Consider the following 23,841-nt stretch of genomic DNA (forward strand, 5'->3'; position numbering starts at 1 on the left):
GGCGCGTCTGACGGCTGGATCCATGATCGAACAACGGATTGCGTGAATGACAGGCGTGCGGCGACATTTCGCAGACAGGCGCACAGACACTCTGCCTGCTCATTACCCGACTGCTCATTCGCCGCTTCGCGGATTGATGGTCAGCAGGCTACCGGGCAAGTGGTTCGCCAGTTGCTCGGTGGTGCTGCCCAGCAGTTTGTTCATGACATCGCGGTGAACGGTGCCGAGCACTACGACGTCCACACCGTTGTCGGTCATGAACGTTTCAATGACCCGAGCGGGGTTTCCCGTGATCATGTGCCTGCGGTCTGCCGGTACCCCGAAGCGCTCTGCCAACTGCTCGAACGCCTGCATTTCGGTCGCGTACAGCTCGTCCATGACCGACGCTTGATAACCGAATCCGCCGTCCAGCGCGTAGATGTAGGACAAATCGTAGGCGTACAACAGGTCCAGTTGCGCGTCGCACTGCGAAGCCAGTTGCTCGGCCATGGTGATAATCCGGTCGTTCAGCCGCTCGAATTGATCATCCACCCGGAAGGGGTCGACAGCCGCCACGATCTTGCGCGGGATGCCATGTTGCACCTTGGCCACCAGGTGCAACGGGGCGTCACACTCATACAACAGGCGCCTGTCCAGCGTGGTGAAAAGCGCCCGTGTCAGCCAGGATTCCTGCTGCAAATCCTTGATCACCATCGCTGGCTTCATCTGACGAACGTGGGTCAGGATTTCTTCCAGCGGACGTTTGACCCATATCACCTCCGTGGTGACCTCGACCCCCATGTGGTGAATGCCCTTGGCCTGTTCATCCAGCCACTGACGATGGCGGTGCAGATAGCCTTCACGCATCTCCGCGATCGCGGTCTCGTTGACGAGCCCCGAGGACGCAATGCCTTCTACATAATCGAACGCAACGATGTGCAACGCCGCGGATTTGACCTTGGCCAGCGAGGCCGCACGGTCAAACGCGGGGGTGCGTTCCATCAGTGGTGGGGCAATCAGCAACAATCGCTCGATCTCGGCCATTTCACACCTCCATTGCTTGTCGGGTCGCAGCGGGTTTGGCCGATGCGGATGTGAAGCCATTGTCGGCAACCGGGCGCAAGCGCATTTGATCTAGATCAGAATCGCTTGGTCGTCCGAGACGTGGATGTCAAAAGGACGTGAGTTTGACAATGATCAAACGCCGCGATGCGGGCAGGTCCAGACTCCCCTCACACAAGGGGACGTTTTATGGCAGCACAGCATCGCAAGTGGATCATTTGGGCAGTGGCGATATTGGTTCTGACGCTGGGCAGCGGTGTTTTCGGTTACTGGCAACTGCGCAAGCCTCGACTGTCGCCTGACTTCGTCATGTCCAACGGACGGCTGGAAGCGACCGAAGTGCAGATCGCCAGCAAGACCGCCGGGCGCCTGGCAGAGGTGCTGGTACACGAGGGCGATAAAGTCACGGCCGGCCAACTGCTGGCACGCATGGACACCCGCACCCTTGATGCGCACTTGAGGCAAGCCGAAGCGGGCGTGGCCGGCGCCCGGCAAAACGTCGCTGCAGCACAGGCAACGCTGCAACTGCGTCAGAGTGAACAGTTGCTTGCTCAGCAAGAGCTCAGACGTGCCCGCCAACTGTACGAACGCGGCTACTACAGTGCCCAGGGCTTCGACCAGCAGACATCGCGCATGGAAACCACGACGTCAGCAGTGCGCGCTGCCAGAGCTCAAGTGGAAGCACTCCAGACCACTATTGGAGCGGCGTTGGCGGAGGTCGCGAGCCTGCAAAGCGAAATTGACGATAACAGCCTCCGGGCGCCTGTGGATGGCGTCATTCAGTTACGCATGGCCGAGCCAGGCGAAGTGCTGGCCGCGGGCGGGCAGGTGCTCCTTCTGATCGACACTCAGGATCAATACATGAACCTGTACTTGCCTACGGCGACCGTAGGCAAGTTGACGCTGGGCGACGAAGCGCGAATCGTGCTCGATGCGCTCGCCACCACACCGCTGCCGGCCCGCATCAGCTTCGTGGAAGACAAGGCCCAGTTCACGCCCAAGGAAGTGGAAACTCGGGATGAACGCCAGAAGCTGGTATTCCGCGTGAAACTGACCTTGACCGATCCCGAGCGGACACCGCAGGCCAAACCTGGCATGCCAGGCACCGGCTATGTCAGGACGCGCCCCGTCTCCTGGCCGGCTGTGCTGCCATGACAGGCCCGGCGCTGCGCGTTCATGGGTTGAGCCATTATTACGGCGCCGCTCCTGCATTGACCGACATCAACCTTGAGCTCCCTGCTGGCATACGCTGTGGCCTGATCGGACCCGATGGCGCTGGCAAATCGACCCTTCTGGCGCTGATTGCGGGTGTCAAATCGTTGCAGTGCGGGCAGCTTTCGGTTCTGGGCGGTGAGATCGATGACCGCACCCACCGCACTACCCTGTATACCCGCATTGCGTTCATGCCGCAGGGGCTGGGCAATAACCTCTATCCCGACCTGAGCGTTGAGGAAAACGTGCGTTACTTCGCCGCGCTGTTCAGCTTGAGCGCCGTCGAAACCCAGGCGCGTATGCAAGCGCTTTTGCTGGCGACCGATCTGCTGCCATTCCAGGATCGTCGTGCGGGAAAACTCTCAGGCGGCATGAAACAGAAACTGGGACTGTGTTGCGCGCTGATTCATGACCCGGATCTGTTGATACTTGACGAGCCGACCACCGGCGTCGACCCACTGTCCCGGCGACACTTCTGGGAACTGATAGACCATGTGCGTCTGCAACGTCCGCAACTGACCATTCTGGTGGCCACCGCCTACATGGAAGAGGCTGAGCAATTCGAGCACTGCCTGATGCTCGACCAGGGCCGGTTGATTGCGGCCGGAACCCGCGAAGCACTGGCTGCGAGCACGCCCAGTGGCAAGCTGGACCAAGCGTTCACCCACTTTCAGGGCGGCACGCCAGCGCCCGCGCCAGGACCGCAGGTGCTCTACAGCCAACAGCCGGATACGCACGCTATTGCGATCGAGGCCCGCGGGCTGACCCTTCGCTTCGGCGATTTCACCGCGGTCGACGATGTCAGTTTCTCGATCGGCAAAGGCGAGATCTTCGGTTTTCTGGGCTCCAACGGCTGCGGCAAGACGTCGACCATGAAGGTGCTCACAGGCCTGATCCCGGCCACGACGGGAACGGCCACGCTGTTAGGCAAACCCGTGGACGCCAGAGACCTGCAGACCCGCAAACGCATTGGCTTCATGACCCAAAGCTTCTCGCTTTACGGTGAGCTCACGGCGCGCCAGAACCTGACCCTGCATGCCAGGCTCTACGACGTGCCCGCCGGCGAACGAGAGCAGCGCATCACTCGTCTGCTTGACCGCTTCGAGCTGGCCGACCTCGCCGACCAGCCTTCCGGTGCCTTGCCACTGGGGATTCGCCAACGACTGTCGCTGGCCGTCGCGATCCTCCACGAGCCGGAGGTGTTGATCCTCGATGAGCCCACCTCTGGCGTCGACCCGGCGGCACGGGATACGTTCTGGCAGGCGCTGACCGAATTGTCGCGCAACCAGGGGGTAACGATTTTCCTCTCCACCCACTTCATGAATGAAGCGCAACGGTGTGACCGCATTTCCTTCATGCACGCCGGCAAAGTCCTGGCCTGCGGCACCTGCGCGCAGTTGCAGGAACAGTATGGGTCGCCGACGCTGGAGCTTGCCTTCATCGATTGTCTGGAGCGGGCTCAGGCAGAGCACAACCCGACGCCTGTGGCCGACTTGTCCGCTTCGGCCCCAGCCGTCAACCACCCTGTGACGCGCCGTTACGCGCGGGTGGGCCGCCTGCTTGCCGTCGCGGGAAAGGAGCGCCGGGAGCTGCTGCGTGACAGAGTGCGTCTGGCCTTTGCCCTGCTGGGCGCCATCCTGATGATGGTGATCTTCGGCCTGGGCATCTCTCTTGATGTCGAGAACCTGGCGTTTGCGGTATTCGATCAGGACCAGACACCAGAAAGCCGGGCGTATCTGGAAGCGTTCAGAGGCTCACGGTATTTCTCCGAGCACGCTCCCATTCAGAACCCCGTTGACCTGCATGAGCGTTTACAACGTTCGGAAATAAAGCTGGCGCTGGAGATTCCGCCGGGATTCGCTCGCGACCTGTATGCCGGGCGGCATCCCGTCGTGGCGGCCTGGCTGGAGGGCGGTATGCCATTCCGGGCCGAAACCAGCCGTAACTACGTGGAAGCCGTGCATGCCGCCAATCTGCAAGCGATGGCGCAGTTGAGTAGCCATCCTGCACTTCCGGCACCCGACGCCCAGCTCCAGACACGCTTTCGTTACAACCAGGACGTGGTCAGCGTCAACGCTATCGGTCCCGGGGTGATGGCGCTTATCCTGGCATTCATACCAGCCATGCTCACGGCACTGAGCATCGTCCGGGAAAAGGAACTGGGGTCGATCACCAACTTTTTCGCCACCCCGTTGACGCGGATCGAGTTCCTCCTCGGCAAGCAGTTGCCCTATGTCGCCGTGAGTTTGATCAATCTGTGTCTGCTCACCGCCATGAACCGATGGCTGTTTGATGTGCCGTTCAAGGGGAGCCTGCTGACCCTGGCATTGGGCGGCGTTCTGTACGTGATGGCGACCACCAGCCTGGGCCTGCTGATTTCCGCCTTCACCCGTACACAAATCGCCGCCATCCTGGGGACCATGATCATCACCAGCCTGCCGACGATCCAGTTTTCCGGGCTGATCGTGCCCAGGTCGTCGTTGCAGGGCGCTGCCGCATGGATGGGTGCGTTGTTTCCTGCGGGTTATTTCCTGGACATTGCGGTGGGCACATTCACCAAGGCGCTGGATATTCGCCACCTGTGGCCGCAGTGCGTCGCGCTGTCAGGATTCTTCCTGGCGTTCAGTGGTTTAAGTCTGCTGATGTTGAAGAAACAGGAGCGCTGATGAGCAAGGCAGCCAATGTGCTCTGGTTGACACTCAAAGAGCTGACCAGTCTGCGCTACGACCACGTGCTGCTCCTGTTTCTCACGTATGCCTTCTCCATCGCCATCTATATGCCGGCGGCAGGCTCGGTCATCGGCGTACACCATGCCAGTGTGGCGATCGTCGATGAAGATCACAGCCATGTTTCCCGGCTGGTCATGGAGGCCGTGTTACCACCCGAGTTTCAACCGCCCGTGCTCCTGCCTTACGACCAGCTGGACCGATCGATGGACAATGGTCGCTACACTTTTATCATCGATATACCCGCGAACTTTCAGAGTGACCTGAACGCCGGTCGCCGTCCCGAAATGCAGATCAATGTCGACGCCACCGCCATGAGCCAGGCCTTCATGGGCGCCGGTTACCTCTCCAGGATTCTGCAAAGGGTGTTGCAGGACTACCGCAGCCGGGGCGCACCCACGCTGCCGCCGCCGATACAGTTGACGACCCGCGCGCTGTTCAATCCAAACCTTGAGGGCGCCTGGTTTCTGGCTGTGATCCAGATCGTCAATAACATCACCATTCTGGCGATTGTCCTGTCGGGCACTGCGGTACTGCGGGAACGGGAGCATGGCACGCTCGACCATTTGCTCGTGCTTCCTCTGAGCCCCATGGAGGTGATGCTGTCGAAAATCAGCGCCAATGCCATCGTCGTGGTCGCTTGCAGTTGGGCTTCGCTGGAGTGTGTCGTCAGGCTTGCCCTGGATGTACCCCTGACAGGCTCGACGACGCTGTTTTTGCTTCTCACCGCTCTGTATCTGTTCGCCACCAACTCTCTGGGGATCTTTCTCGCGACACTGGCGCGCTCCACTCCGCAATTCGGCCTTCTGGCCATTCCGGTGATCATTCCGATGCTTTTGCTCTCAGGAGGCTCGACTCCGCTTGAAAGCATGCCGCTGTGGCTGCAATGGATGATGCAGCTTTCGCCTTCGACCCACTTTGTCAGCCTGAGCACTGCCATCCTGTTTCGCAATGCCGGGTGGTTACTGATATGGCCTCAGGTCCTGGCCTTGGCCGTGCTTGGCCTGATGTTTTTCTGCCTGACACTGCGACGTTTCCGTTCAAGCCTGACGTCGTAACGCCCACGGTGTCATGGGCCGAGTTTTTTCAGACAGGCATATCTCAGTGGCGAGCGCCCTCTAAGTCATCACTCCGCCAAGGCGGTTTAACAGCCAGATCGAGACACAAAGCCTTTTCTGGTGAGAGTGCTACCAAAGCGGAAAACGCTTTCTGGTCTGACCAGAAGCCATTCCCCCAGGGCATCAGGGGCACGGCCGTGAAGTATGCTCGCGGTAACCTCGTCGGGTGCCCCAGGCTTTGATCCATTGCTGCCAGTGGCGACCGGCTGCCTCGGGTCGACAACTGAGGATCGGAGAGGAAGGGTCGCTATCGATCCAACCCCTTCTTCACGCTCGTCTGCGCAGGTCCCCCTTTCCGGTTCTTTTTCCTGATCCCCCCTTCCCTGCTGCTTTCAATAATGTCTGAAACGTTGAGCAGTCCATGTGACGAGCAGCAGGGCAGCACGCGACTCGACGAAGCTCGTCGCGTACGGCGCTGAGTCGCTCGATGGTGCGGTCCAGTTCGTCTGCCTTTTCGTTAAGCAGCTGACGATCAATGTCAGGCTGCCCCTCTGCGTCCAGCATGGTGGATATTTCGTCCAGTGAGAGCTGGGCCGATTGCCCGAGCGCGATCAAGGACAAACGCTGGAGTACGTCGGCACCAAACACGCGAATCAGACCGCGACGACCGATTGAGCTGATAAGCCCCTTTTCTTCGTAGTAGCGCAGCGTTGAAGTCGGTAGACCGGAACGTCGCGCCACCTCACCAATATCCAGCTCTTTCATGCTTGACCTCAAGTCGACTTGAACGTGCAGACTGCTCGGATCAAACCGCTAAAACAGGCTCAAGGCAAGGAGCAACATCATGGGGACAACCGAGACCGCACTGCACATCCTGGGTGTTGGAGTGGGGGCCACACTGATTATGGACGTGTCGGGTTTTGCTCAAGCCCGATTGTTTGGCCAAGCGTCGCTTGACTATGGATGGGTGGGTCGCTGGCTGGGCCACATGTGGCACGGACGGTTTCGTCATGCCTCGATCATGGCGGCGCCCCCCGTCAGGAATGAACGTTTGATGGGGTGGGTATTCCATTACATCACGGGGGTCGTCTTCGCGATGGTGTTGATCGGCGCGATAGGGCCTGCCTGGATCTGCAACCCCACGCTCGTACCTGCGCTGGTGACGGGGTTGTTGAGTGTGATTGCGCCTTTTTTCATCATGCAGCCCGCGCTCGGTTTCGGCATTGCCGGTTCGAAGACAGGGGCACCTGGCGTTGCAAGGCGCAAGAGTATCACCGCGCATCTGACATTCGGACTGGGACTTTTTATGGCGGCATCGCTATTGAAGATGCTCTTTCCTACATCGTCCTGCCTAAGTTGAGTGGCGCTGGTACAGCGCTGGTGCTCGGGGTCAGTTGTAAACCCCGAGTGCCTGCCAGAAGGTGCAACCGGGTATTGCGCAAAAGTGTCATCACCTCGCTCCCGATAACGTTGGCAATCAATACCGGCGCAGGAACTGCTGAATGCGCTCGCCGCTGTCGCCACCGAAGAACGCTTCAGTGGAACAATCCTTGACCACCACACCGTTTTCCATGAACACCACGCGGTCTGCCGCTTCTCGAGCGAAACGCAGCTCGTGGGTCACCACCAGCATGGTCATGCCACTGTTCGCCAGTTCACGCATGACCCCTAGCACTTCGTCGCGCAATTCAGGGTCAAGGGCCGAGGTCGGCTCATCGAAAAAGATGACCTCGGGGTCCATGGACAACCCTCTCGCAATGGCGACGCGCTGCTTCTGGCCCCCAGAAAGTTTGGCGGGGTAACTGTCAGCTTTTTCCGCCAGGCCGACCTGCGCCAGCAGATGACGGGCCCGCTCGATGGCCTTTGCCTTGGGCACTTTCTTTACGCTGAGAAGCCCCTCCATGACGTTCTCAAGGGCCGTCATGTGTGGAAATAGGTTGAAGGACTGGAACACCATGGCGGTCTTCTGCCTGAGCAGCGCCACTTGCTTGCGCGTTGCCCGGTCGAATCGACCGTTGCGCGGAACCTCCACCTTATGCCCACAGACTTCCAGCGTGCCAGCGTCTGGTTTTTCCAGCAGGTTCAGAGAGCGCAGCAAGGTTGTCTTGCCTGATCCCGACGGACCCAGGATGACCACGACCTGACCAGCCTGAACCTCAAGGTCGACATTTTTGAGTACGGCCAGATCGCCAAAGGTCTTGCTAAGCCCGGTAACGCGTACAGTGCTTGTGGTCATCGCATGTGCCTCGTCCAACGGCCTTCCAGCCAGGTTTGCAGGATGGTCAACATCTGGTTGATGAGCCAGTACATCGCCCCCACCATCAGGAACATTTCCATGTACCGGAACGTGGACGCACCGATTTGCTCAGCGACCCGGGTCATTTCCATGACCGTGATCGTGGAGGCAAGCGAGGTGTCCTTGATCAGCGCAATGAGCCGGCTGCCCATGGTGGGCAACGCGATTCGAAACGCCTGCGGAAGAATGATCCGACGCAGACAGGTCCAGTAGCCCATGCTCATGGAGCTGGCCGCCTCCCACTGGCCACTGTCGACCGCAATGATGCCGGCACGAAAGGTTTCGCTCAGATAAGCCGCCGAGAACAGCGTCAGTGCGAGCAGCGCAGAAGGTATCGGCGTCATCACGATCCCGTAATGGGGCAAGCCGAAGTAGATCAGAAGTATCTGCACCAGCAGGGGCGTGCCACGAAAGATCGAGACGTAGCTGAAGGCGATCATCCGGAACAGCCGCACTGGAGAAATCCTCATCAGGGCAATGATCAGGCCCAGGCCGGTGCCGAGGACGAAGGCACCCAGACCCAAGCCAAGCGTTGTCACGATCGCTTTTTGCAGCAGCGGCAACGCCCGTAGAAAGAGATCCCACATGGTTTACTCCTCCGCCAGCTCAGCGAGAGCGGCCTTGATCCCGGCGGTCATGTGATAATCCGGCCCGATCCACTCCTTGGCGACGGCGTCCACCGTGCCATCTGCAACCATCGACTCAATGGCTTTGCTGACCGCATCACGCAAACTGTCCCTGCCCTTCGCCATGGCCGGCGCAGACAGCTGGTACGTCAGAGGCTCACCCACTGCCTTGATCGGCAGGTTATTGACCTTTTTGTACTTCTCCCCGCCGAACAATGAAGACAACACGGCGTCGACCCGTCCAATTGCCATATCGTTGAAAACCAAGCCGCCGTTTTCATAGGCCCGGATATCGGACGTGGTCATGTGTTTGCGGGCCCAGGATTCATTGCTGGTACCGGACGTGACACCGATGGAGTGACCAGGCATGTCCTTGATGCTATGGATGTCCTGATTGTCGTCGCGCACGAAAATGTAGAACTCTTCCACGCCATACGGACTGGCGAAGTCGACCTGTTTTCTGCGCTCATCGGTGGGCGTCAGGTCGTTCATGACAAGGTCGTATTTGTCTGCCTTCAAGCCTTCGACGAAGCTTTTGAAGCTGTCGGCGATGAACTCCACCTTGGCCACGCCAATACGCTTGGCAACCTCTTTGGCGATGGCAACGTCGTATCCCGCTGGCTGGTTGTCTTGCCCCAGATAACTCCAGGGTGGACTGGCCTGGGTATTGGCGATGCGAATAACGCCCCGTTCGCGCAGGGTTTGCAACGAGTCATCCGCCATGGCGGCCGAGCCAATGCCGAAAGACATGATCATCGCCAGTGCGAAACGAATGCCGTTCTGTTTCATTGTTATCCATCCTCATTTGGGTGTGCGGCCTCGGGGGCTCGCGGGAGTAACGGCAGAAAAAGCGTGTCTGGCCGCCGCGTCTGAAGCGCAGCGTGCCTATACGTCAGCGCGCCCGGGCGTACGCCTCCAGGGCGTTGGCCAGGTCGGCGATCAACATCGACTCGTCCTCCAGCCCGATCGAGAGACGCACGATGGGTTGGTCCGTTGGCGAAAATTGCCGTGCTTGTTGCTGGGACGCCGGGTAGTAGGCAATCAGGCTATGGGTGCCGCCCCAACTCGCGCCGATCGGGAACAGTTGCAGGGCGTTGAAAAATGCCCCGAAGGCACGTTCGTCAGCGGCCGGTTCCAGAATGATCGAGAGCAGGCAACCGCTGCCTTCGAACTGGTTCTGCCACAGTGTGTGACCTGGATCGCTTTCCAGGGCAGGAAACAGCACGCGTCTCACCAGAGGCTGAGCCTCCAGCCAACGCGCCACTGCCAAGGCCTTTCGGCTTTGCTCACGCAGCCGAAGCTCGAACGTCTGAAGCCCGCGCTGTACCAGGAAACAATCCTCGGGACTGGTGGCCTGCCCGAAGATGCTTTGGGTTTCCCTGAGCGTCGCATAGCGTTCTGGATCATTGAGACTGACGGTTCCCATCAACAGATCGGAATGACCACCGAAGTATTTGGTGGCTGCCTGAACCACGAAATCCACGCCGTGCTCGATGGCCCTAAAGTACAGCGGGCTCGCCCAGGTGTTGTCCATCATCGTGAGCACGCCATGCTTTTTGGCGATGGCGGTGATCGCACCGATGTCCTGCATTTCCATGGTGACGGTGCCCGGCGCTTCCATGCAGATCATGCGTGTGTTCGGGCGGATCAGCGCTTCAATCCCGGCGTCGATCGTCGGCGGATAGAACTCGACCTCAACACCGAGATGAGCCAGCCACTGGCGACCGAACGTCTTGAGCGAGCCATAGCAGGAGTCCGAGATAAGCAGATGGTCACCGGCACGAACAAAGCCCATGACCGTGGTGATCAGCGCAGACGCACCCGTCGGCATGACCACGCAATGACGAGCGCCTTCCAGCTCAGCGACTTGCCGCTCAAGCGCGCGAGAAGTCGGCGTGCCGGTAATGCCGTAACTGTAGCCGTCCGGCTGTCGACTTTTGCGGCTGACGAAGTCTTCGAATGAGTCGAAAACCACGGTCGAACCGCGCCATACACCTGGAGAGAGGCTGGCATACGGGCTGCCGGCAGGATCTACAAGTTTCATCTGAGTACGCCTTGTCAGGTCAGGAACAATGAAACCTATTGTTGAATAGACCTGCGTCAGCGGCTACACGTAGAATTATTAACTCGATAAGCAAAGGTTATAGGTTGCCGCATGGGTGTCCGCGAAATCGAAGTATTCCGAGTGGTCATGAACGCAGGGAGCACCAGCAAGGCAGCGAACATGCTCGGAATCTCGCAACCTGCCGTCAGCCAGGCGATTCGCAAGCTCGAAACGGCAGCCGGGATTGCTTTTTTCCACCGGATCCGCGGGCGTCTGGTGCCCACGCAGGAAGCGCACGCGTTAATGGTGGACGTGGACAAACTCTTCATCGGTATGGATGCGATCGAACATCGAATCAAGAGCTTGAAGCAGTTCGGTACGGACCGTCTGGCCATCGCTGTGCATCCGGCACTTGGCAATGCATTCATGCCCAGGGCCTTGTCGTCCTTCGACCTGGCAGGGCGAGACATGAGAGTGTCGCTGCGGGTCCTGAGCTCCAGGGAGGTCCACCAGGACGTGTCGTCGGGCCAATGCGATTTTGGCCTGATGGCCGACGAGATGCCGGTCATGGGGCTGGAACATTCGCCGTTTCTGGATTCGCCGGGCGTAATGGCCATGCCGCCTGATCACCCGCTCGCCAAGCTGTCAGTCATCACCCCGAGCGACATCGGCAGCCATGACTTCATCGCACTCAATCCAGAAGACAGCAGTCGTCGGCGGCTTGAGGCTGCGCTGAGCCCCTATGGCGTAACGCCGAATATCAGGATTGAAACGCCCTATGCCCACACCGTTTGCGAGATGGCATTGCGCGGAATCGGGTTCGGTTTTGCCAATCCTGTCGCCGTCGTGGACTACATCGACCGAGGCTTGGTGATCCGCCCGTTTTCCCTGACGGTCAACTTCACCAGCCTTCTGCTTTTCCGTCCCGGAAAACCCTTGGCGGACAACGCGCGAAAGTTGATATCCGCATTACGCATCCAACTGGCAAAGGATTTGAAGCGTGTGGACAACCATATGAAAAAGTGAGGCTTCAGAATCAAGGTCATCCGCGCTCAATGCCGGCGGATCTGATGGAGGAACGTTTGAGCTCGCGGGTGCCGATCTGCCCCCCCTTCGAAGAACTGCGCAGTGCTGCCATCTTCGATAACCTCACTCTGGTCCATGAAGATGCCCCGGTCGCTGACGCGTCGAGCAAAGGCTCGACAACACAGCGCAAGGCAGGCCGCCCGGACGCAGGTCCAAGCGGCCCGTACATCAGAAGCTGAAGTCGACCTTGGTCCAGAACGTGCGTCCGGGCTCGTTGAGCGCGCGGTCGCCGGGTAAGCCAAAACCGGCGTCGCCCGCAAGGTTCAGGTGCTCGGCGTAGTCCTTGCCGAACAGGTTGTCGACGCCGGTGCTGACCTTCAGCTGTTTGCTGAGGCGATAGCTGCCATTGAGAGAAAACACCCCGAAGCCCGCACTCTTGCCGAAGTCCTGGCCGACGACGTTGCCTTTGCCTTCAGCCACCCGGTTCTGCGCCGCAACGACTCGCCACAAGGCCCCGGCGCTCCAGGCGTTTTGCTCGTAGGTCAGTCCCAGCTTGGTCACAAGCGGTGGCATCTGCGGCAATGCCTGACCGTCTGACGTGTTCTTGCCCCACGCGTAGGCCAGCGTGGCATCGGTTTTCCAGTTCGGCGCCAGACGATAGGCAAAGCCCAACTCGCCCCCCATGATCCGGGCATTGACGTTCTCGGTACTGGTGGTGCTCATGCCCATCATGTCGGTGCCGTAGTCGAACAGAATGAAGTCGCGAACCACGCCGACGTAACCGGATGCCCATGCCTGGAGATCGTCACCGCTGTATTGCGCGCCGAAGTCCAACTGGGTGGTTTTCTCGGGCTTCACCCCCTCGAACGCGTTGCGGGATCCCGCGGGGCCGCTGCCTGCGGAAAACAGCTCCCAATAGTCGGGGAACCGCTGGACATGACCTATCCCGGCGTACAGCGTCGTCGGAGAGTCGGCGAGGTCATATTCGTAACGGGCGAACCCGCTGGGCAACGTATCGGCGCGCGTGTCGTCCGCCGTCGGATTGGGCATGCTCATCGACATCGTGCTGACCGATTGCCGATAGTCCTTGGCCGACGCCCTGTCCAGGCGCGCGCCCGAGACAATACGACTGCGCTCGGCGGCGTACCAGGTCATCTCGGCGAACGCGCCGTAGTTGTGCTCAACCGCGTCCTTGCTCCAGGCGAAGGCGTCTGTGTCGGTGTAGACATTGGTCACCATGTCGTACGTCGAATTGCGCTCACGGTGTTCGCTGCGCAGTGCATCAATACCGGTCACCAGTTCGACGTCGGTCCATTTCCAGGTCGCGGCCGCACGGGCGCCCATCGTGCGCCGGTCGACTTGCGAGGCCATCGGCATGGCCATCATGCTGGTGGGGTCCGGTGTACGCAGCCGGAAGTTGTCCATGATGTGGTCGGCGTAGTTGTAGTAGACCTGCGCTTCAAGCTTATCCAGCACGCCGCCGATGTTGCGCTTTTCGAACTTCAGCCCCAGGCTCTCGCGCTCCAGTTGCGAGCTGTCCATGCCTCGACCGCCCAGACGCGCCTCGCCGTTGCCTTTACCGGTAGTCAGCTCAACCAGTGTGTCGGCATCCGGTGTCCAGCCCAGCGCCACATCACCGTTCCACTTATCCCAGCGTGAAGGCACGGTGTTGTTGTGGCCGTCCTTATAGTCGTCAGCCTGCGCCTGGTTTCCGATTACCCGAAGGTAGCCTTGCGGGCCGCCGACCGCGCCGTCGAGCACCTTGTCGAAGCGGCCATTGGAGCCCACCAGCACACTGCCGTTGAGACGGCTGCCCAGTTCCCCGAAGTGTTCCGGCTCGCGCTCGAACAGCACGGTGCCCGCCGAAGCGCCGGGGCCCCATTGCACGGTCTGCGGGCCTTTGATCACGGTCAGTTTGTCGAAGGTTTCCGGGGCGATGTAGGAGCTCGGCGCATCCATGCGGAACGGACAGGCGCCGAGCATCAGGCCACCATTGGTACGCAGGTTCAAACGCGAACCGAACATGCCGCGCAGCACCGGGTCACCGTTTGAGCCGCCGCTGCGAATGGCAGAAAAACCGGGGATGGTCTTCAGATAATCCGTTCCGTCGCTGGCAGGAACAGGTTGGCGAGCGTCCTTCGGACGGGTGACGATGGTCAGTGGCGAGCTTTGCTGCACCGCCGTGATCACCAGTGGCGACAGCCCCAGCACTTGCTCTTGCGGATCGCCGTCACCGGCGGTTGGCTGTGCCGCTTGTGCAACGACGGGCAACGTCAGCCCCAGAAAAATGAAATAGGCACGGCGCCAGTTCAGGCGCGACCGATCAAGTTGAAAAAGCGGCTCGTTCTTGGTCGAGTACATGGATCTTCCGATGAAAGTCAGGTGTACATGGAGCGCCCACAGCCATCCCACACGTGATTCGCAAAAGCGCGTGCTGGGGCTGTCGGGCGTTCAGCGTTCTAAAAATGATCTGTGACGTTCAACGGTCAAACCGGTGGTGCTCGGCTTCGCGCCCCTGGGAATACAGGTGGTGCGGGTTGTTCAGGGACAAAATGAATGGAAAACAAACTGGCTTGGGGTACACCAGGCGGCGTGATCAACAGCCTGGATTCAACCAGCGGCGGATGCTGAAACAGCAGCGAGCAATAGCCGCATTTCTCCCAGAGCAGCAAATGATGGTTCTTGCTGATTGGCGGTTGATGCGACGCCATGCTCATGCCCGGCATTTCGTCGCATGCCATGCCCGCCATGCTCATGGACGCGTTTTGACCCTGCGCAAGGCTGATCCCCTGACTGATCAAGGGACCGGCAAAGATCATCAGCATGGCGAAAAGGCTCAGCCATGCAGCAATCAGGCGCCTTTGACGCATTAGTCGATCACCGCAAAACACGCTTTGTTTTCAACGAACGACGCGCAGGCGCGCCGGAAGCAGGTGACTGGACATGAAGACTCTCCACGGTATGCATGCGCATGACGAACAGGTCGCCAGCGCAAGCGATTCAGGATTCAGATTGCATAGGGGCTCGTCAGTCGAGCACGTCAAATCAATCAGGGAGCCTGAGGCAGGAGTCCGGGGAGCAGATGACGGGGTATTCGTCGATGGAAGGTGTAAGCGGCAGGCAGTCGAAGCTGGCGGGTGCTGAGCAGCCACCCCAGACCGATGAAAAACATCAACGACAGGAAAGCGATTCCGGCGAACGCGCAATCGCTCATCGACAACTTCATGATCAGCGCGTGATCACCCATCTTCGAAAGATCGGACAGGATAAATGCGCCCTGGTCACCACAATCCATGGCCTGAGTGGCGCCGGAAAAGGCATCGACCATTTGCCCATGACCCACACTGCACACGATGCCATTGAACAGGATGAAGCCGTAAAGCATCCAGGCAATGATCGAGCGGTGGGTTCGGACGAAATTCATCGGCGGAATCTAACATCGTCGGAAATGGAAATACACAAGCTGCCCAACGGGAAAAACTGAAACCACTGTGCGCCCGTGGCAGGCGTCCCAATAAACCTGAGCCTCAGACGAGCTGCGACAAAGTGGCGCACAGCTGACTACGACATAGCGCCGTCAGTGGACGAAAGGGCCCGGGTTGGATGCCGTGTACCCGTTGGCTAAAGATTCGATATGAACGTGCTTCTGCGTTTGAGGCTACAAGGGTGAGTCAAGCGTGCCCAGCGCTATCGAATGCAGTCGGCAAACTCGTCTAATGATCGTGACCGACCATCACTTAATTAATGACGCTTACACGCGCTGCGTAGTGGTGCAGCCAAGGTTTCACCCTTGAGTGGGTAACCTACGCAGCTCCCCGCCTTCCTGAGCCAAGCGTTTAAAATACAAATCGGCCTCCAAGAGCTGGTATGGAAAATAGAGTCCGGGCAGTGGGGCAGGCCGTCCGTCCAGTGCAAGCAGTCGCTCCAACAGCATTGCCACGCTTAGGCCGGTGAGGTAGGCAGCGCCCTTTGGGTGGACAAAAGCGTGGCGGGTACGCAGAGGTGCTCCGTTCAGATCTTCACCTGCAAGCTCGATGATGATCTCAGTCGACATTGGCTGGCCTTGGCGCCGGGTCGAGCTCACGCCGGTGGCGAGATTGAACTGGACGTTGGGCGCTCCGGTAGCAGCAGCCAAACCGACAACGTCGATAGAAGAGAAACCGTTACCCTCGAGCTTTGTACCATCCACCGCGTGGAAGCTGACCTTGGCATCCTGGCCTTCGCGCCAGATGTACCCCCCATCGCGCCTACTCAGCGCCGCCGGCAACATCTTGCTCAAGTGCTCGAAATCCCTGGCGACAGTCGGACCGCCACTGTCTTGCTCATCCACTAACGCGTTGATCACGATGTCGCGAACACGGCCATAAGCACTGGCGATACTGAGCGTCGACACGGTTGTCGCGCCGACCATCCACTCATAACCCAGAACAATGGGCGCGATGTCAGGCCTGTGCATGTAGGTTGCGATTTCAGGCGCGATCTCGAAAACGCCGGAGGAGATGCTCAGATGCGGCACGCCGCGCTTTTGGGCAAAACGCAATCCGGCAAGCGTGTGGTCCATGTAAAAGACCACCACTGCGCTGACTTGACGATCACCTAACCCTAAATCATCTGCTGCGGGATCAGTCACAATCCCCTGCGCACATCCTAACTGCTCTGCCGCTTGCTGAGCCTTGGCAAGATCGCGTCCGCCTATCAAGAGCGCAATCTCGGGATGAGCTGCGCGTAAGGCTTGAGCAGTGCGTTGGCCTATAGCGCCTGAACCGCCCATGAAAAGTATTGGATGCCTAGACATTGTGCGTTCTCCCTCCAGTTAACCTACTATTAGTAGGAAAACTAGCACGAGACTTACAATCCGTAACCTACCATTGGTAGGTTATCTGCTTCTGAGGATCAGCGTGGAAAAAGTCAGCAACCCTCCAGCCAGTGGCACAGGCTCACATCGACTTACAAAAGCCGAGCGGCGGCAACAATTGCTCAAGACGGCACTGCTGATTGTGCGGGAAGAAGACGCTGACCGTTTGACCTTGGGCCATTTGGCGGTCCGCGCCGGCGTTTCCAAACCGGTGGTTTACGATCATTTCAGGACTCGGTCGGCACTATTGATCGAGCTGTACAGATGGATCGATACGGAACGCGTCGATGCTTTTCGCCACGCTATGGCGGGAAGTCCGCAGACTTTGGAGGATACTGCGCAGGCGCTTGCCAGTGCTTATATCCACTGTGCGGCCGACCAAACAGACGAATTTCACGCTGTCGGAGCAGCGCTTGCAGGCAGTAGCGACAAAGCGGTGGTTTTCCAGGAGCTGCTGGATAACTGCGTGCGCATGTTTATGGCGGTGCTGGAACCGCACGCAGCGCTGTCGACTGCAGAGATGGAGCGTATCTGCACCGGTCTGATAGGAGCAGGCGAAGCGCTTTCGAGCGCAACTGTGCGTGGACGACACACCCTCGATGAAGCGATCACAACTTTTTCGTCGCTTATTTTGGGTGCGTTTCACCGGTAGTGCCCGTTCAGTACAGGTTGGCAAGGCAAACATCGTGCAGGGTCAAATGAGCGTCAGCTATCGGCCAATACCGGCCAGTCGGTGACCGGCAGAGTCGACAGAAGGACGAGCCACCAAGACCTGCGGTGACTACGCCCGATCTATTCGCCCGGAGTAGCAACCCTGCTTGGCATTGTGAACGTGAATGTAACTAACCTCTGGATTGGCAAACATCCGAGTGACTACAGGTTCTATTGCTATTCCATCAGCTACGTCGGCATCGAGCATCATCCCATCATCAGTGAAAGCGCGAAGCGATAGCAGGCGGATTCGCATAGACTCAGGTACCTGATCGACTGCGTCATAAGCTTGTGAGGCCCACTCCCGTATGAAGATCGCGTGTGAGGCACGGTATGGCGTCTTGGCTGGCTGACAGACATGGTTGAGTAAAAGCACGCTCTGACCTAGCTCCGCATCTTTCATTTCGATACGGTCAGGAAAGCCTGGGTTGCTGTCGACGATGTAACGCTTCATCCCAAGAGATGCCAGCTCTTGGTCGGACAATCCAAACAGTGACTGGAATGGCTCGGGGGAAAGGCCAGTTATACGGAACGCCATGGTCGAACTCCTCTTGGCTTGGAGTCCTATCAGACTGGAACTCGTACAGTACTTACCATCCGATTCTTGCTGCTTTATTCAAGCTGCCGCGACCGGCTGCTTTGGGTCGAAAGCTGTCTGTGAGGAGGAGCCCATGGTTCTGCGGTGTTTGGTCTTTTATCGCGTTGCTTGAGGCTGATCGCGGCCCGGCAGTTTCGGGCTTCGGTGCTTTCCGTGCGTGTCCAAGCGCCTGAAGCAACACGGTTTGCGTGAAGGGTACCTGAAGCTGGAGATTACCCAGTCGTTTCTGTGGTACCTCTTAGAAGCCCTCCAGAACGATCTTGCCTTTTGCCTTGCCGCTTTCCAGTAGAGCATGGGCACGACGAAGATTTTCTGCGCTGAGGCGTCCGTAGTTATCGCCAAGAGTGGTGCGCAAGAGACCCGAATCGACGTGCCGCGCAATTTCGTTGAGGATGTTGTGCTGCTCCTGCATGTCCTCGGTTTCGTAAAGCGAGCGGGTATACATCAGCTCCCAGTGCAACGACAGGCTCTTACGCTTCAGCGGCACAGCGTCAAGCGTGGCCGGATCATCGATCAGGCCCAGCCTGCCCTGAGGCTTCAGTGATTCGATGATTTGCTCGTAGTGCCGATCAGTCTGGGTCAGGCTTGCGACATAGCTGACTTGTCCAATGCCAATGCGCTTGAGCTCTTCGCTGAGTGGCTTGGTATGGTCGATGACGTGATGCGCACCCAGCTCGGTGACCCAGGCCTGGGTTTCCGGGCGCGAAGCCGTGCCGATGATTGTTAGTCCGGTCAGTTGACGCGCCAACTGAGTCAGGATCGAACCCACCCCGCCCGCAGCGCCGACGATGAGCAGCGTTTCGCCCCGGTCGGTGGTATCACGTGCAACACCGAGGCGATCAAAGAGTAACTCCCAGGCGGTCAGGGAAGTCAGTGGCAATGCCGCAGCCTGGCTGAAATCCAGCGACTGGGGCATTGAACCGACGATACGCTCGTCCACCAGTTGCAGCTCACTGTTGCTTCCCGGGCGGATCAACGATCCGGCGTACCAGACCCTGTCACCAGGCTTGAACAGCGTCACGTCGCTGCCGACCGACTTGACCACGCCGGTAGCGTCCCATCCGAGGATACGGGGCTGGCTTTCGTCTTCGTGCGGTACGTAGCCCTGTCGCACCTTGGTATCGACAGGATTGACCGATACGGCCTTTACCTCTACGAGCAGGTCGCGCGGCTTCGGCACTGGCTCGGGTATATCGATCTCCACCAAGGCGTCGGGATGTTCGATAGGCAGGCATTTGAAGTGTGCAATGGCTTTCATTCGAAGAACCTCAGGAGATGCGATACATTTTCGTGATGGTGAGTTTTTCAGCAGCACGCTCGATGAAAGGGAGCGCAGCCTGAAAATGCGGTGTCGCTTCGTGAGCAGTCAGCGCCGCTTCAGTGCGCCACTGTTCGATCATGTGGAAAGTGCGAGCCTGATCGGCATCACGATGGAAGTCGTACTGGATGCAATCCGCTTCGACTCGGCTCGGGCCTTGCAGGCGCTGCAGCGTCTCCTCGAGTTCGGCTTCAAACCCGGCCTTGGCGATCAAAGTGGCAATCAGTGTCAGAGGGGTGGTCATCAAACCTCCTGCTTGTGGGCGTTTAATAAAGAGAGAGCGCATTGGCTGGCACGGGTGTATCGAAGATATCCATGCCGTCGGCCGTGCGGCCAACAATTTGAATCTGCGGTGCTGCGAGATGGCGGCCTGGTCGAGATCCAGGTTATCGGCACGACACACATGAACTCGTCGAAGGGGAAGACTGGGTCAGTGTCTTCCGGGCCCGGTGCACACGATCCTGTGTCGGCGTGACTAAGCCTTTCGCTCAATGACGACTTTGCCAATGGCACGACCTGACTCTAGGCGATCATGTGCCGCACTGACACCCGCAGCAGTGAAATCATGGCGCTCATCGATCAGTGGCTTGACCAAGCCGCGATCAACTAGGGCAGCCAGTCTTTGCAGGATCTCGCCATGGTGCTTGCGGTCTTGGTTATGAATGATCGAAACAGCCATGAATACCAGGTCGAGTCTCAATGCCTTGAAGTGCATTTCGGTCAGATCGTAGGTGTCGTAACCAATGATCGAGACGACGTGGCCCTTGAGCTTCGCGGCTTTCAGCGAGTTCTGTAAGACCTCGCCGCCCAGGGTATCGAAGACCGTATCGAATCCCTTTCCTTCGGTGATTCGCTGACTGTATTCCTCAGGCGTCTCGCTGTTATAAAAAATAATTTCATCGGCGCCCAACCGACGGGCAATTTCCGCTTTTTCCGGTGTGGAAATCGTCGTCGATACCCTGGCTCCCAGGACCTTGGCCAATTGAATGCCTATATGCCCGACACCGCCGGTGCCACCATGTACAAGGACATTGTCATTGGGTTTGATCGAAGCACGGTCGATCAGCGCCTCCCATGCCGTAATCGCCACCAGCGGCAGGCTTGCTGCTTCGCCAAAAGAGAGCGACTTGGGTTTTAGCGCCAGCATCTGGGCATCGACCTCCATCTGATCTGCCAGCGCACCGGGAATCCCCACGATGCCGCCGAAACAGCCATAGACTTCATCGCCTGGGTTGAAGCGCGTCACACCAGTACCGACGGAGCTGACTACCCCTGAAACATCAATGTGGAGAGTGGCCGGGAAAGTCAGACCAGCCGTACCTTCGCTGCCACGACGAATTTTCGTGTCCACTGGATTCACGCTTGTCGCCCGCACATCAACAATCACATGACCTGCTCGCGCGCGGGGATTGTCCGTCTGAATTTCGACAAAAAGGTCTGAGCTACCATGCTGATTTATCACAATGGCTTTCAAAGGTTTAACTCCGAGGAACTATAGGCCACAAAATTATCATCAATAAAATTGGATAAGTACGTTAGAGTTGTTGAATCTTTCGGTCCTGTTGGTTGGTAATAAGTGCTGGATTCCATCGATGAATTGCGTTTGTTTGTTGCCGTTTTTGAGGAGGGATCCATCCGTGCGGCTTCTGAACGACTGGGGATGACAGCTGCGGGCGGCAGTAAACGTCTTCTGGCCCTTGAAGACAGCGTGGGCCGGAGACTTTTTAACCGAACCACCCGCAAACTCAGCCCCACTTCTGACGGTGAGAAGCTTTATCAGCATGCCCTGAGCATCCTCGAAAGCGTCGAGAAGGCCGAGGGAGGATTTTTCCAGAAGACCGAGATTACCGGTCATCTGCGCATAACCGCTTCCGCGACATTTGCCCAAGGTTATTTATCGAGCGTCGTAAGCAGTTATCTCAAACGCTACCCTGGCGTCATCGTCGATCTCCATCCAACGGATCAACTGGTTGATCTGGCCGCCCATGGGACCGATCTTGCGATTCGGCACGGCGTAATGGCCGATTCGTCCCTGATCGCGCAAAGAATTGCGGCCTCTCGACGTCTGATATGCGCCGCCCCCCAGTATTGGGAAAAACAGGGCATGCCTATCTCTCCAAAAGAACTGGCCATGTTGGACGGGCTCATCGTTGGTAAGGATTCCAGCTGGGCCATGTCCAGGGGAGGCGTCAAAAAAACCTGCAAAATACGCAAACGGTTTTCATCCAGTCTTGGGGAAGTGGTTCGCCAGATGGCGATAGATGGACATGGAGTAGCGCTGCTCATGGACTGGCATGTACGAGATGATCTTGATTCAGGCGCGCTGGTGGAGGCATTGTCCGATTGGGCCATTGAGCCGCCGGTGGGAATGTATGCGGTCTACCCATCAAGAGAAAACATTGCTCCGACTGTGCTGAGCTTTGTTGCTCATCTCAAAGAGTGGGTCGCGGCCCACCCCATTTAAAGAAAGCGACAGTGCCGCCACGATAAATCCTGCTGGATGGAGTAAGAAGACCAGATGGACCCTCGCCCTCACTGCTCTGATTTCGCTCGTCGGTATATGCCTAGCCTTCATCGCTAGCAAAAAAACACGCAACCTCGATGGCACCTCTTCCGCACTGGGCCATGGTCGCTCATTACGCTGCAACGCCATTGTTTGACATGCGGAAACGTGGTTCCTCCCGTTGGACACACTGCTCTCGCCACGTCCTCGATCGGCGTACGGATCATCGAGGTAGCGATGAATACACCCAGCCGAAATCGCGCAACCAAAGCTATTCAAGTACATGCAATTGCCAGTCGCGCGCGCAGCGCTCGCTCAGTCGAATTGCGTACCTTTTTGAATCAGCTCAACCTTATATCCATTGGGGTCCTCAATGAACGCGATGACCGCACCCCCATGTTTCATAACACCCGCTGGTCGCGGAACGCGATATCCCATGATCGCAGCACGGATGCATAATGCGTCTGCATCTTCAACCTCAATGGCGACATGCCCGTAAGCATCACCAAGCTCATAGCTGCTTTGTTCCCAGTTATGCGTCAGCTCTAGGGCAACCGTCTCGGTCTCCGGACCATAACCAAGGAAAGCCAGCGTGAACTTACCCTCTGGGTAGTCTTTGCGTCTCAAGAGGCTCATGCCAAGCAGCCTCGTGTAGAAGTGGATGGATTTGTCCAGGTTCACTACACGCAACATAGTATGCAGTATGCGCATCTACTTCTCCGCGGCAGCGTCGGCCCATTGCATAGCCAACATCTCTAAAAAGGCTTTCATCGTAAGCTCGATGTCAGCTCTGGTGCTCAGCCAAAAGCCAGTCTGTTTAAGGCTGGATGCGTTTGACGGGACAATGTTAAGCTGCCAAAACAATCACTAAAAGTGATCAGTTGTGAGCCAGACCATCACAAAAGGAGATTATCTTGAAACTTTCGCAGCTCGGCTTTTTTTGCGCTGTCGTCGACCACGGCACGATAGCCGCAGCAGCCGCATCGCTGCATTGTGTGCCGTCGAACATCACGGCAAGACTGCGAGAGCTCGAAATTCAACTCGGCGTCGTTTTGTTCAACCGCGAAAATAACCGATTGCTGGTCACTCCCGAGGGCAGGTTGGTATACCGAAAAGCCAAACAGCTCATTGACCTGGCAGCTGAAACGCGCTCGTTGTTCTCAAACGATTCCATGCAGGGAGTGCTTCGCGTCGGAGCACTAGATGTAGCACTGGCCAATCATCTACCGGAGCGCCTCGTACGCTATCGCCTTGAGGCGCCGGGGGTAGAACTTCACATTCGCCCGGAGCACTCGCTATTCCTTGAGCGACTTTTGATGGATGGCGAGCTTGATTTGATTCTTACTGACGGCCCGATCCAGCATCCTTTGCTGGATAGCCGACTAGCGTTTCGTGAGCGCTTGATCAGAGTAGTGCCCAAAGCTCTTTCCTCGCCCACTCCCCAAGACTTGTCGGGGCTCGAACTATATGTATTCGGTCGCACGTGTCACTACAGACAACAGGTCGATAACTGGTTGGAAAGCAGCGGTATCCAGCCTCGGGCTATTCTGGAAATCGAATCGTATCCGAGTATCTTCGCCTGTATCGCGCAAGGGATAGGTTTCGCCTGCATACCAGAGAGTTACGTGGATCGTTTTGCCAGTCAGGCGCACACGTTTCAGGCTGACCAGGTGCCCAGTCTGGATTCAAGCGATATCTATTTCGTCTGGAGAAAGAACCAGCAATCCACCCTGATCAGAAACTTCATCGAGGTCATCGACAGTCAGGGTGTTTAATTGCAACCACGTCTAAACGATTCGAACTCGTCAAACCCCGACGGCGTCTTTT

The 23,841-nt window shown here is 58.0% G+C and carries 24 protein-coding genes; 9 read left to right on the forward strand and 15 right to left on the reverse strand.

The genetic code is table 11. The features are described 5' to 3' along the window. Positions 1–114: 114 nt before the first annotated feature. Complete coding sequence (locus BMY73_RS16005; RefSeq protein WP_175500193.1) at positions 115–1,023, reverse strand: universal stress protein; 909 nt, start codon at positions 1,021–1,023, stop codon at positions 115–117. A gap of 207 nt (positions 1,024–1,230) precedes the next feature. On the opposite strand from BMY73_RS16005, the gene BMY73_RS16010 reads away from it, so the two are divergent. Genes BMY73_RS16010 through BMY73_RS16020 form a run of 3 tightly spaced genes read left to right on the forward strand, consistent with a single transcriptional unit; the run spans position 1,231 to position 6,037 of the window. Beyond that, positions 1,231–2,196 carry an HlyD family secretion protein gene (locus BMY73_RS16010; protein WP_092408299.1) on the forward strand — a complete coding sequence of 322 codons (966 nt, stop codon included), beginning with the start codon at positions 1,231–1,233 and terminating at the stop codon, positions 2,194–2,196. Beyond that, complete coding sequence (gene rbbA / locus BMY73_RS16015; protein WP_062383771.1) at positions 2,193–4,919, forward strand: ribosome-associated ATPase/putative transporter RbbA; 2,727 nt, start codon at positions 2,193–2,195, stop codon at positions 4,917–4,919. Before BMY73_RS16010 ends, rbbA begins: the two co-directional genes overlap by 4 nt. Then, on the forward strand, positions 4,919–6,037 hold the full coding sequence (locus BMY73_RS16020; RefSeq protein ID WP_062383775.1) for an ABC transporter permease: 1,119 nt from the start codon (positions 4,919–4,921) through the stop codon (positions 6,035–6,037). Before rbbA ends, BMY73_RS16020 begins: the two co-directional genes overlap by 1 nt. 327 nt (positions 6,038–6,364) lie before the next feature. Here the strand turns inward: BMY73_RS16020 and BMY73_RS16025 are convergent, their stop codons facing one another. Further along, positions 6,365–6,802: a helix-turn-helix domain-containing protein gene (locus BMY73_RS16025; protein ID WP_062383777.1), complete on the reverse strand. Its 438-nt coding sequence runs from the start codon at positions 6,800–6,802 to the stop codon at positions 6,365–6,367. A gap of 79 nt (positions 6,803–6,881) precedes the next feature. Here BMY73_RS16025 and BMY73_RS16030 point away from each other — a divergent pair, with 79 nt between their 5' ends. Then, positions 6,882–7,397, forward strand: coding sequence for a DUF2938 domain-containing protein (locus BMY73_RS16030; protein WP_062383781.1), 516 nt, complete (start codon positions 6,882–6,884; stop codon positions 7,395–7,397). 117 nt (positions 7,398–7,514) lie between these two features. Here BMY73_RS16030 and BMY73_RS16035 read toward each other — a convergent pair whose 3' ends face one another. The 4 genes from BMY73_RS16035 to metC all read right to left on the reverse strand — a co-directional run bounded on the left by BMY73_RS16035 (position 7,515) and on the right by metC (position 11,003). Beyond that, positions 7,515–8,273 carry an amino acid ABC transporter ATP-binding protein gene (locus BMY73_RS16035; RefSeq protein ID WP_062383785.1) on the reverse strand — a complete coding sequence of 253 codons (759 nt, stop codon included), beginning with the start codon at positions 8,271–8,273 and terminating at the stop codon, positions 7,515–7,517. Further along, positions 8,270–8,920 (reverse strand): amino acid ABC transporter permease, encoded by a 651-nt coding sequence (locus tag BMY73_RS16040; protein ID WP_062383788.1) that lies wholly within the window; start codon positions 8,918–8,920, stop codon positions 8,270–8,272. The genes BMY73_RS16035 and BMY73_RS16040 overlap by 4 nt, the downstream gene beginning before the upstream one ends. Positions 8,921–8,923: 3 nt before the next feature. Next, positions 8,924–9,748, reverse strand: coding sequence for a transporter substrate-binding domain-containing protein (locus BMY73_RS16045; protein ID WP_092408301.1), 825 nt, complete (start codon positions 9,746–9,748; stop codon positions 8,924–8,926). 103 nt (positions 9,749–9,851) lie between these two features. Beyond that, the gene (gene metC / locus BMY73_RS16050; RefSeq protein ID WP_062383794.1) at positions 9,852–11,003 is read right to left on the reverse strand and encodes a cystathionine beta-lyase; all 1,152 of its coding nucleotides are present in this window, start codon (positions 11,001–11,003) and stop codon (positions 9,852–9,854) included. A 111-nt stretch (positions 11,004–11,114) separates the two neighbouring features. Here metC and BMY73_RS16055 point away from each other — a divergent pair, with 111 nt between their 5' ends. Both BMY73_RS16055 and BMY73_RS16060 read left to right on the forward strand, forming a co-directional pair. Beyond that, positions 11,115–12,029 carry a LysR substrate-binding domain-containing protein gene (locus tag BMY73_RS16055; RefSeq protein WP_062383796.1) on the forward strand — a complete coding sequence of 305 codons (915 nt, stop codon included), beginning with the start codon at positions 11,115–11,117 and terminating at the stop codon, positions 12,027–12,029. A gap of 44 nt (positions 12,030–12,073) precedes the next feature. Further along, positions 12,074–12,268 carry a hypothetical protein gene (locus BMY73_RS16060; RefSeq protein WP_139214240.1) on the forward strand — a complete coding sequence of 65 codons (195 nt, stop codon included), beginning with the start codon at positions 12,074–12,076 and terminating at the stop codon, positions 12,266–12,268. Here BMY73_RS16060 and BMY73_RS16065 read toward each other — a convergent pair. The 4 genes from BMY73_RS16065 to BMY73_RS16080 all read right to left on the reverse strand — a co-directional run bounded on the left by BMY73_RS16065 (position 12,258) and on the right by BMY73_RS16080 (position 16,824). Beyond that, positions 12,258–14,390, reverse strand: coding sequence for a TonB-dependent copper receptor (locus tag BMY73_RS16065; protein ID WP_092408305.1), 2,133 nt, complete (start codon positions 14,388–14,390; stop codon positions 12,258–12,260). The genes BMY73_RS16060 and BMY73_RS16065 overlap by 11 nt on opposite strands. Positions 14,391–14,515: 125 nt before the next feature. Further along, positions 14,516–14,899, reverse strand: coding sequence for a DUF2946 domain-containing protein (locus BMY73_RS16070; protein ID WP_092408307.1), 384 nt, complete (start codon positions 14,897–14,899; stop codon positions 14,516–14,518). Positions 14,900–15,078: 179 nt separating this feature from the next. Further along, entirely contained in the window at positions 15,079–15,453 is a 375-nt protein-coding gene (locus BMY73_RS16075) for a hypothetical protein (protein ID WP_092408309.1), read from the reverse strand. A 360-nt stretch (positions 15,454–15,813) separates the two neighbouring features. Next, positions 15,814–16,824, reverse strand: a complete 1,011-nt coding sequence (locus BMY73_RS16080; RefSeq protein ID WP_092408311.1) for a saccharopine dehydrogenase — start codon at positions 16,822–16,824, stop codon at positions 15,814–15,816. 103 nt (positions 16,825–16,927) lie between these two features. Between BMY73_RS16080 and BMY73_RS16085 the strand changes: the two genes are divergently transcribed. Further along, positions 16,928–17,536 (forward strand): TetR/AcrR family transcriptional regulator, encoded by a 609-nt coding sequence (locus tag BMY73_RS16085; protein ID WP_256571187.1) that lies wholly within the window; start codon positions 16,928–16,930, stop codon positions 17,534–17,536. Positions 17,537–17,665: 129 nt separating this feature from the next. Here the strand turns inward: BMY73_RS16085 and BMY73_RS16090 are convergent, their stop codons facing one another. The 4 genes from BMY73_RS16090 to BMY73_RS16105 all read right to left on the reverse strand — a co-directional run bounded on the left by BMY73_RS16090 (position 17,666) and on the right by BMY73_RS16105 (position 20,985). Further along, positions 17,666–18,133 carry a DUF1203 domain-containing protein gene (locus BMY73_RS16090; protein ID WP_062383811.1) on the reverse strand — a complete coding sequence of 156 codons (468 nt, stop codon included), beginning with the start codon at positions 18,131–18,133 and terminating at the stop codon, positions 17,666–17,668. 298 nt (positions 18,134–18,431) lie between these two features. Further along, entirely contained in the window at positions 18,432–19,451 is a 1,020-nt protein-coding gene (locus BMY73_RS16095; protein WP_062383814.1) for a zinc-binding alcohol dehydrogenase family protein, read from the reverse strand. Between the two features lie 10 nt (positions 19,452–19,461). After that, positions 19,462–19,755 (reverse strand): putative quinol monooxygenase, encoded by a 294-nt coding sequence (locus BMY73_RS16100; protein WP_062383817.1) that lies wholly within the window; start codon positions 19,753–19,755, stop codon positions 19,462–19,464. 231 nt (positions 19,756–19,986) lie between these two features. Then, positions 19,987–20,985 carry a zinc-dependent alcohol dehydrogenase family protein gene (locus BMY73_RS16105; RefSeq protein WP_062383819.1) on the reverse strand — a complete coding sequence of 333 codons (999 nt, stop codon included), beginning with the start codon at positions 20,983–20,985 and terminating at the stop codon, positions 19,987–19,989. Positions 20,986–21,087: 102 nt separating this feature from the next. On the opposite strand from BMY73_RS16105, the gene BMY73_RS16110 reads away from it, so the two are divergent. Beyond that, entirely contained in the window at positions 21,088–21,975 is an 888-nt protein-coding gene (locus BMY73_RS16110; RefSeq protein ID WP_082060872.1) for a LysR family transcriptional regulator, read from the forward strand. Positions 21,976–22,329: 354 nt separating this feature from the next. Here BMY73_RS16110 and gloA read toward each other — a convergent pair whose 3' ends face one another. Then, positions 22,330–22,725, reverse strand: coding sequence for a lactoylglutathione lyase (gloA, locus tag BMY73_RS16115; RefSeq protein ID WP_062383826.1), 396 nt, complete (start codon positions 22,723–22,725; stop codon positions 22,330–22,332). Positions 22,726–22,928: 203 nt separating this feature from the next. Between gloA and BMY73_RS16120 the strand changes: the two genes are divergently transcribed. Further along, positions 22,929–23,789: a LysR family transcriptional regulator gene (locus tag BMY73_RS16120; RefSeq protein WP_062383829.1), complete on the forward strand. Its 861-nt coding sequence runs from the start codon at positions 22,929–22,931 to the stop codon at positions 23,787–23,789. Positions 23,790–23,841: the final 52 nt, after the last annotated feature.

The organism is Pseudomonas sp. NFACC02 (genome assembly GCF_900110765.1).
Lineage (GTDB): Bacteria > Pseudomonadota > Gammaproteobacteria > Pseudomonadales > Pseudomonadaceae > Aquipseudomonas.

Bases quoted from the DNA above. Each gene is read 5' to 3' on its own strand.
- BMY73_RS16005 (WP_175500193.1), bottom strand. From the start codon at position 1,023: ATGGCCGAGATCGAGCGATTGTTGCTGATTGCCCCACCACTGATGGAA.
- BMY73_RS16010 (WP_092408299.1), top strand. From the start codon at position 1,231: ATGGCAGCACAGCATCGCAAGTGGATCATTTGGGCAGTGGCGATATTG.
- rbbA (WP_062383771.1), top strand. From the start codon at position 2,193: ATGACAGGCCCGGCGCTGCGCGTTCATGGGTTGAGCCATTATTACGGC.
- BMY73_RS16020 (WP_062383775.1), top strand. From the start codon at position 4,919: ATGAGCAAGGCAGCCAATGTGCTCTGGTTGACACTCAAAGAGCTGACC.
- BMY73_RS16025 (WP_062383777.1), bottom strand. From the start codon at position 6,802: ATGAAAGAGCTGGATATTGGTGAGGTGGCGCGACGTTCCGGTCTACCG.
- BMY73_RS16030 (WP_062383781.1), top strand. From the start codon at position 6,882: ATGGGGACAACCGAGACCGCACTGCACATCCTGGGTGTTGGAGTGGGG.
- BMY73_RS16035 (WP_062383785.1), bottom strand. From the start codon at position 8,273: ATGACCACAAGCACTGTACGCGTTACCGGGCTTAGCAAGACCTTTGGC.
- BMY73_RS16040 (WP_062383788.1), bottom strand. From the start codon at position 8,920: ATGTGGGATCTCTTTCTACGGGCGTTGCCGCTGCTGCAAAAAGCGATC.
- BMY73_RS16045 (WP_092408301.1), bottom strand. From the start codon at position 9,748: ATGAAACAGAACGGCATTCGTTTCGCACTGGCGATGATCATGTCTTTC.
- metC (WP_062383794.1), bottom strand. From the start codon at position 11,003: ATGAAACTTGTAGATCCTGCCGGCAGCCCGTATGCCAGCCTCTCTCCA.
- BMY73_RS16055 (WP_062383796.1), top strand. From the start codon at position 11,115: ATGGGTGTCCGCGAAATCGAAGTATTCCGAGTGGTCATGAACGCAGGG.
- BMY73_RS16060 (WP_139214240.1), top strand. From the start codon at position 12,074: ATGGAGGAACGTTTGAGCTCGCGGGTGCCGATCTGCCCCCCCTTCGAA.
- BMY73_RS16065 (WP_092408305.1), bottom strand. From the start codon at position 14,390: ATGTACTCGACCAAGAACGAGCCGCTTTTTCAACTTGATCGGTCGCGC.
- BMY73_RS16070 (WP_092408307.1), bottom strand. From the start codon at position 14,899: ATGCGTCAAAGGCGCCTGATTGCTGCATGGCTGAGCCTTTTCGCCATG.
- BMY73_RS16075 (WP_092408309.1), bottom strand. From the start codon at position 15,453: ATGAATTTCGTCCGAACCCACCGCTCGATCATTGCCTGGATGCTTTAC.
- BMY73_RS16080 (WP_092408311.1), bottom strand. From the start codon at position 16,824: ATGTCTAGGCATCCAATACTTTTCATGGGCGGTTCAGGCGCTATAGGC.
- BMY73_RS16090 (WP_062383811.1), bottom strand. From the start codon at position 18,133: ATGGCGTTCCGTATAACTGGCCTTTCCCCCGAGCCATTCCAGTCACTG.
- BMY73_RS16095 (WP_062383814.1), bottom strand. From the start codon at position 19,451: ATGAAAGCCATTGCACACTTCAAATGCCTGCCTATCGAACATCCCGAC.
- BMY73_RS16100 (WP_062383817.1), bottom strand. From the start codon at position 19,755: ATGACCACCCCTCTGACACTGATTGCCACTTTGATCGCCAAGGCCGGG.
- gloA (WP_062383826.1), bottom strand. From the start codon at position 22,725: ATGCGCATACTGCATACTATGTTGCGTGTAGTGAACCTGGACAAATCC.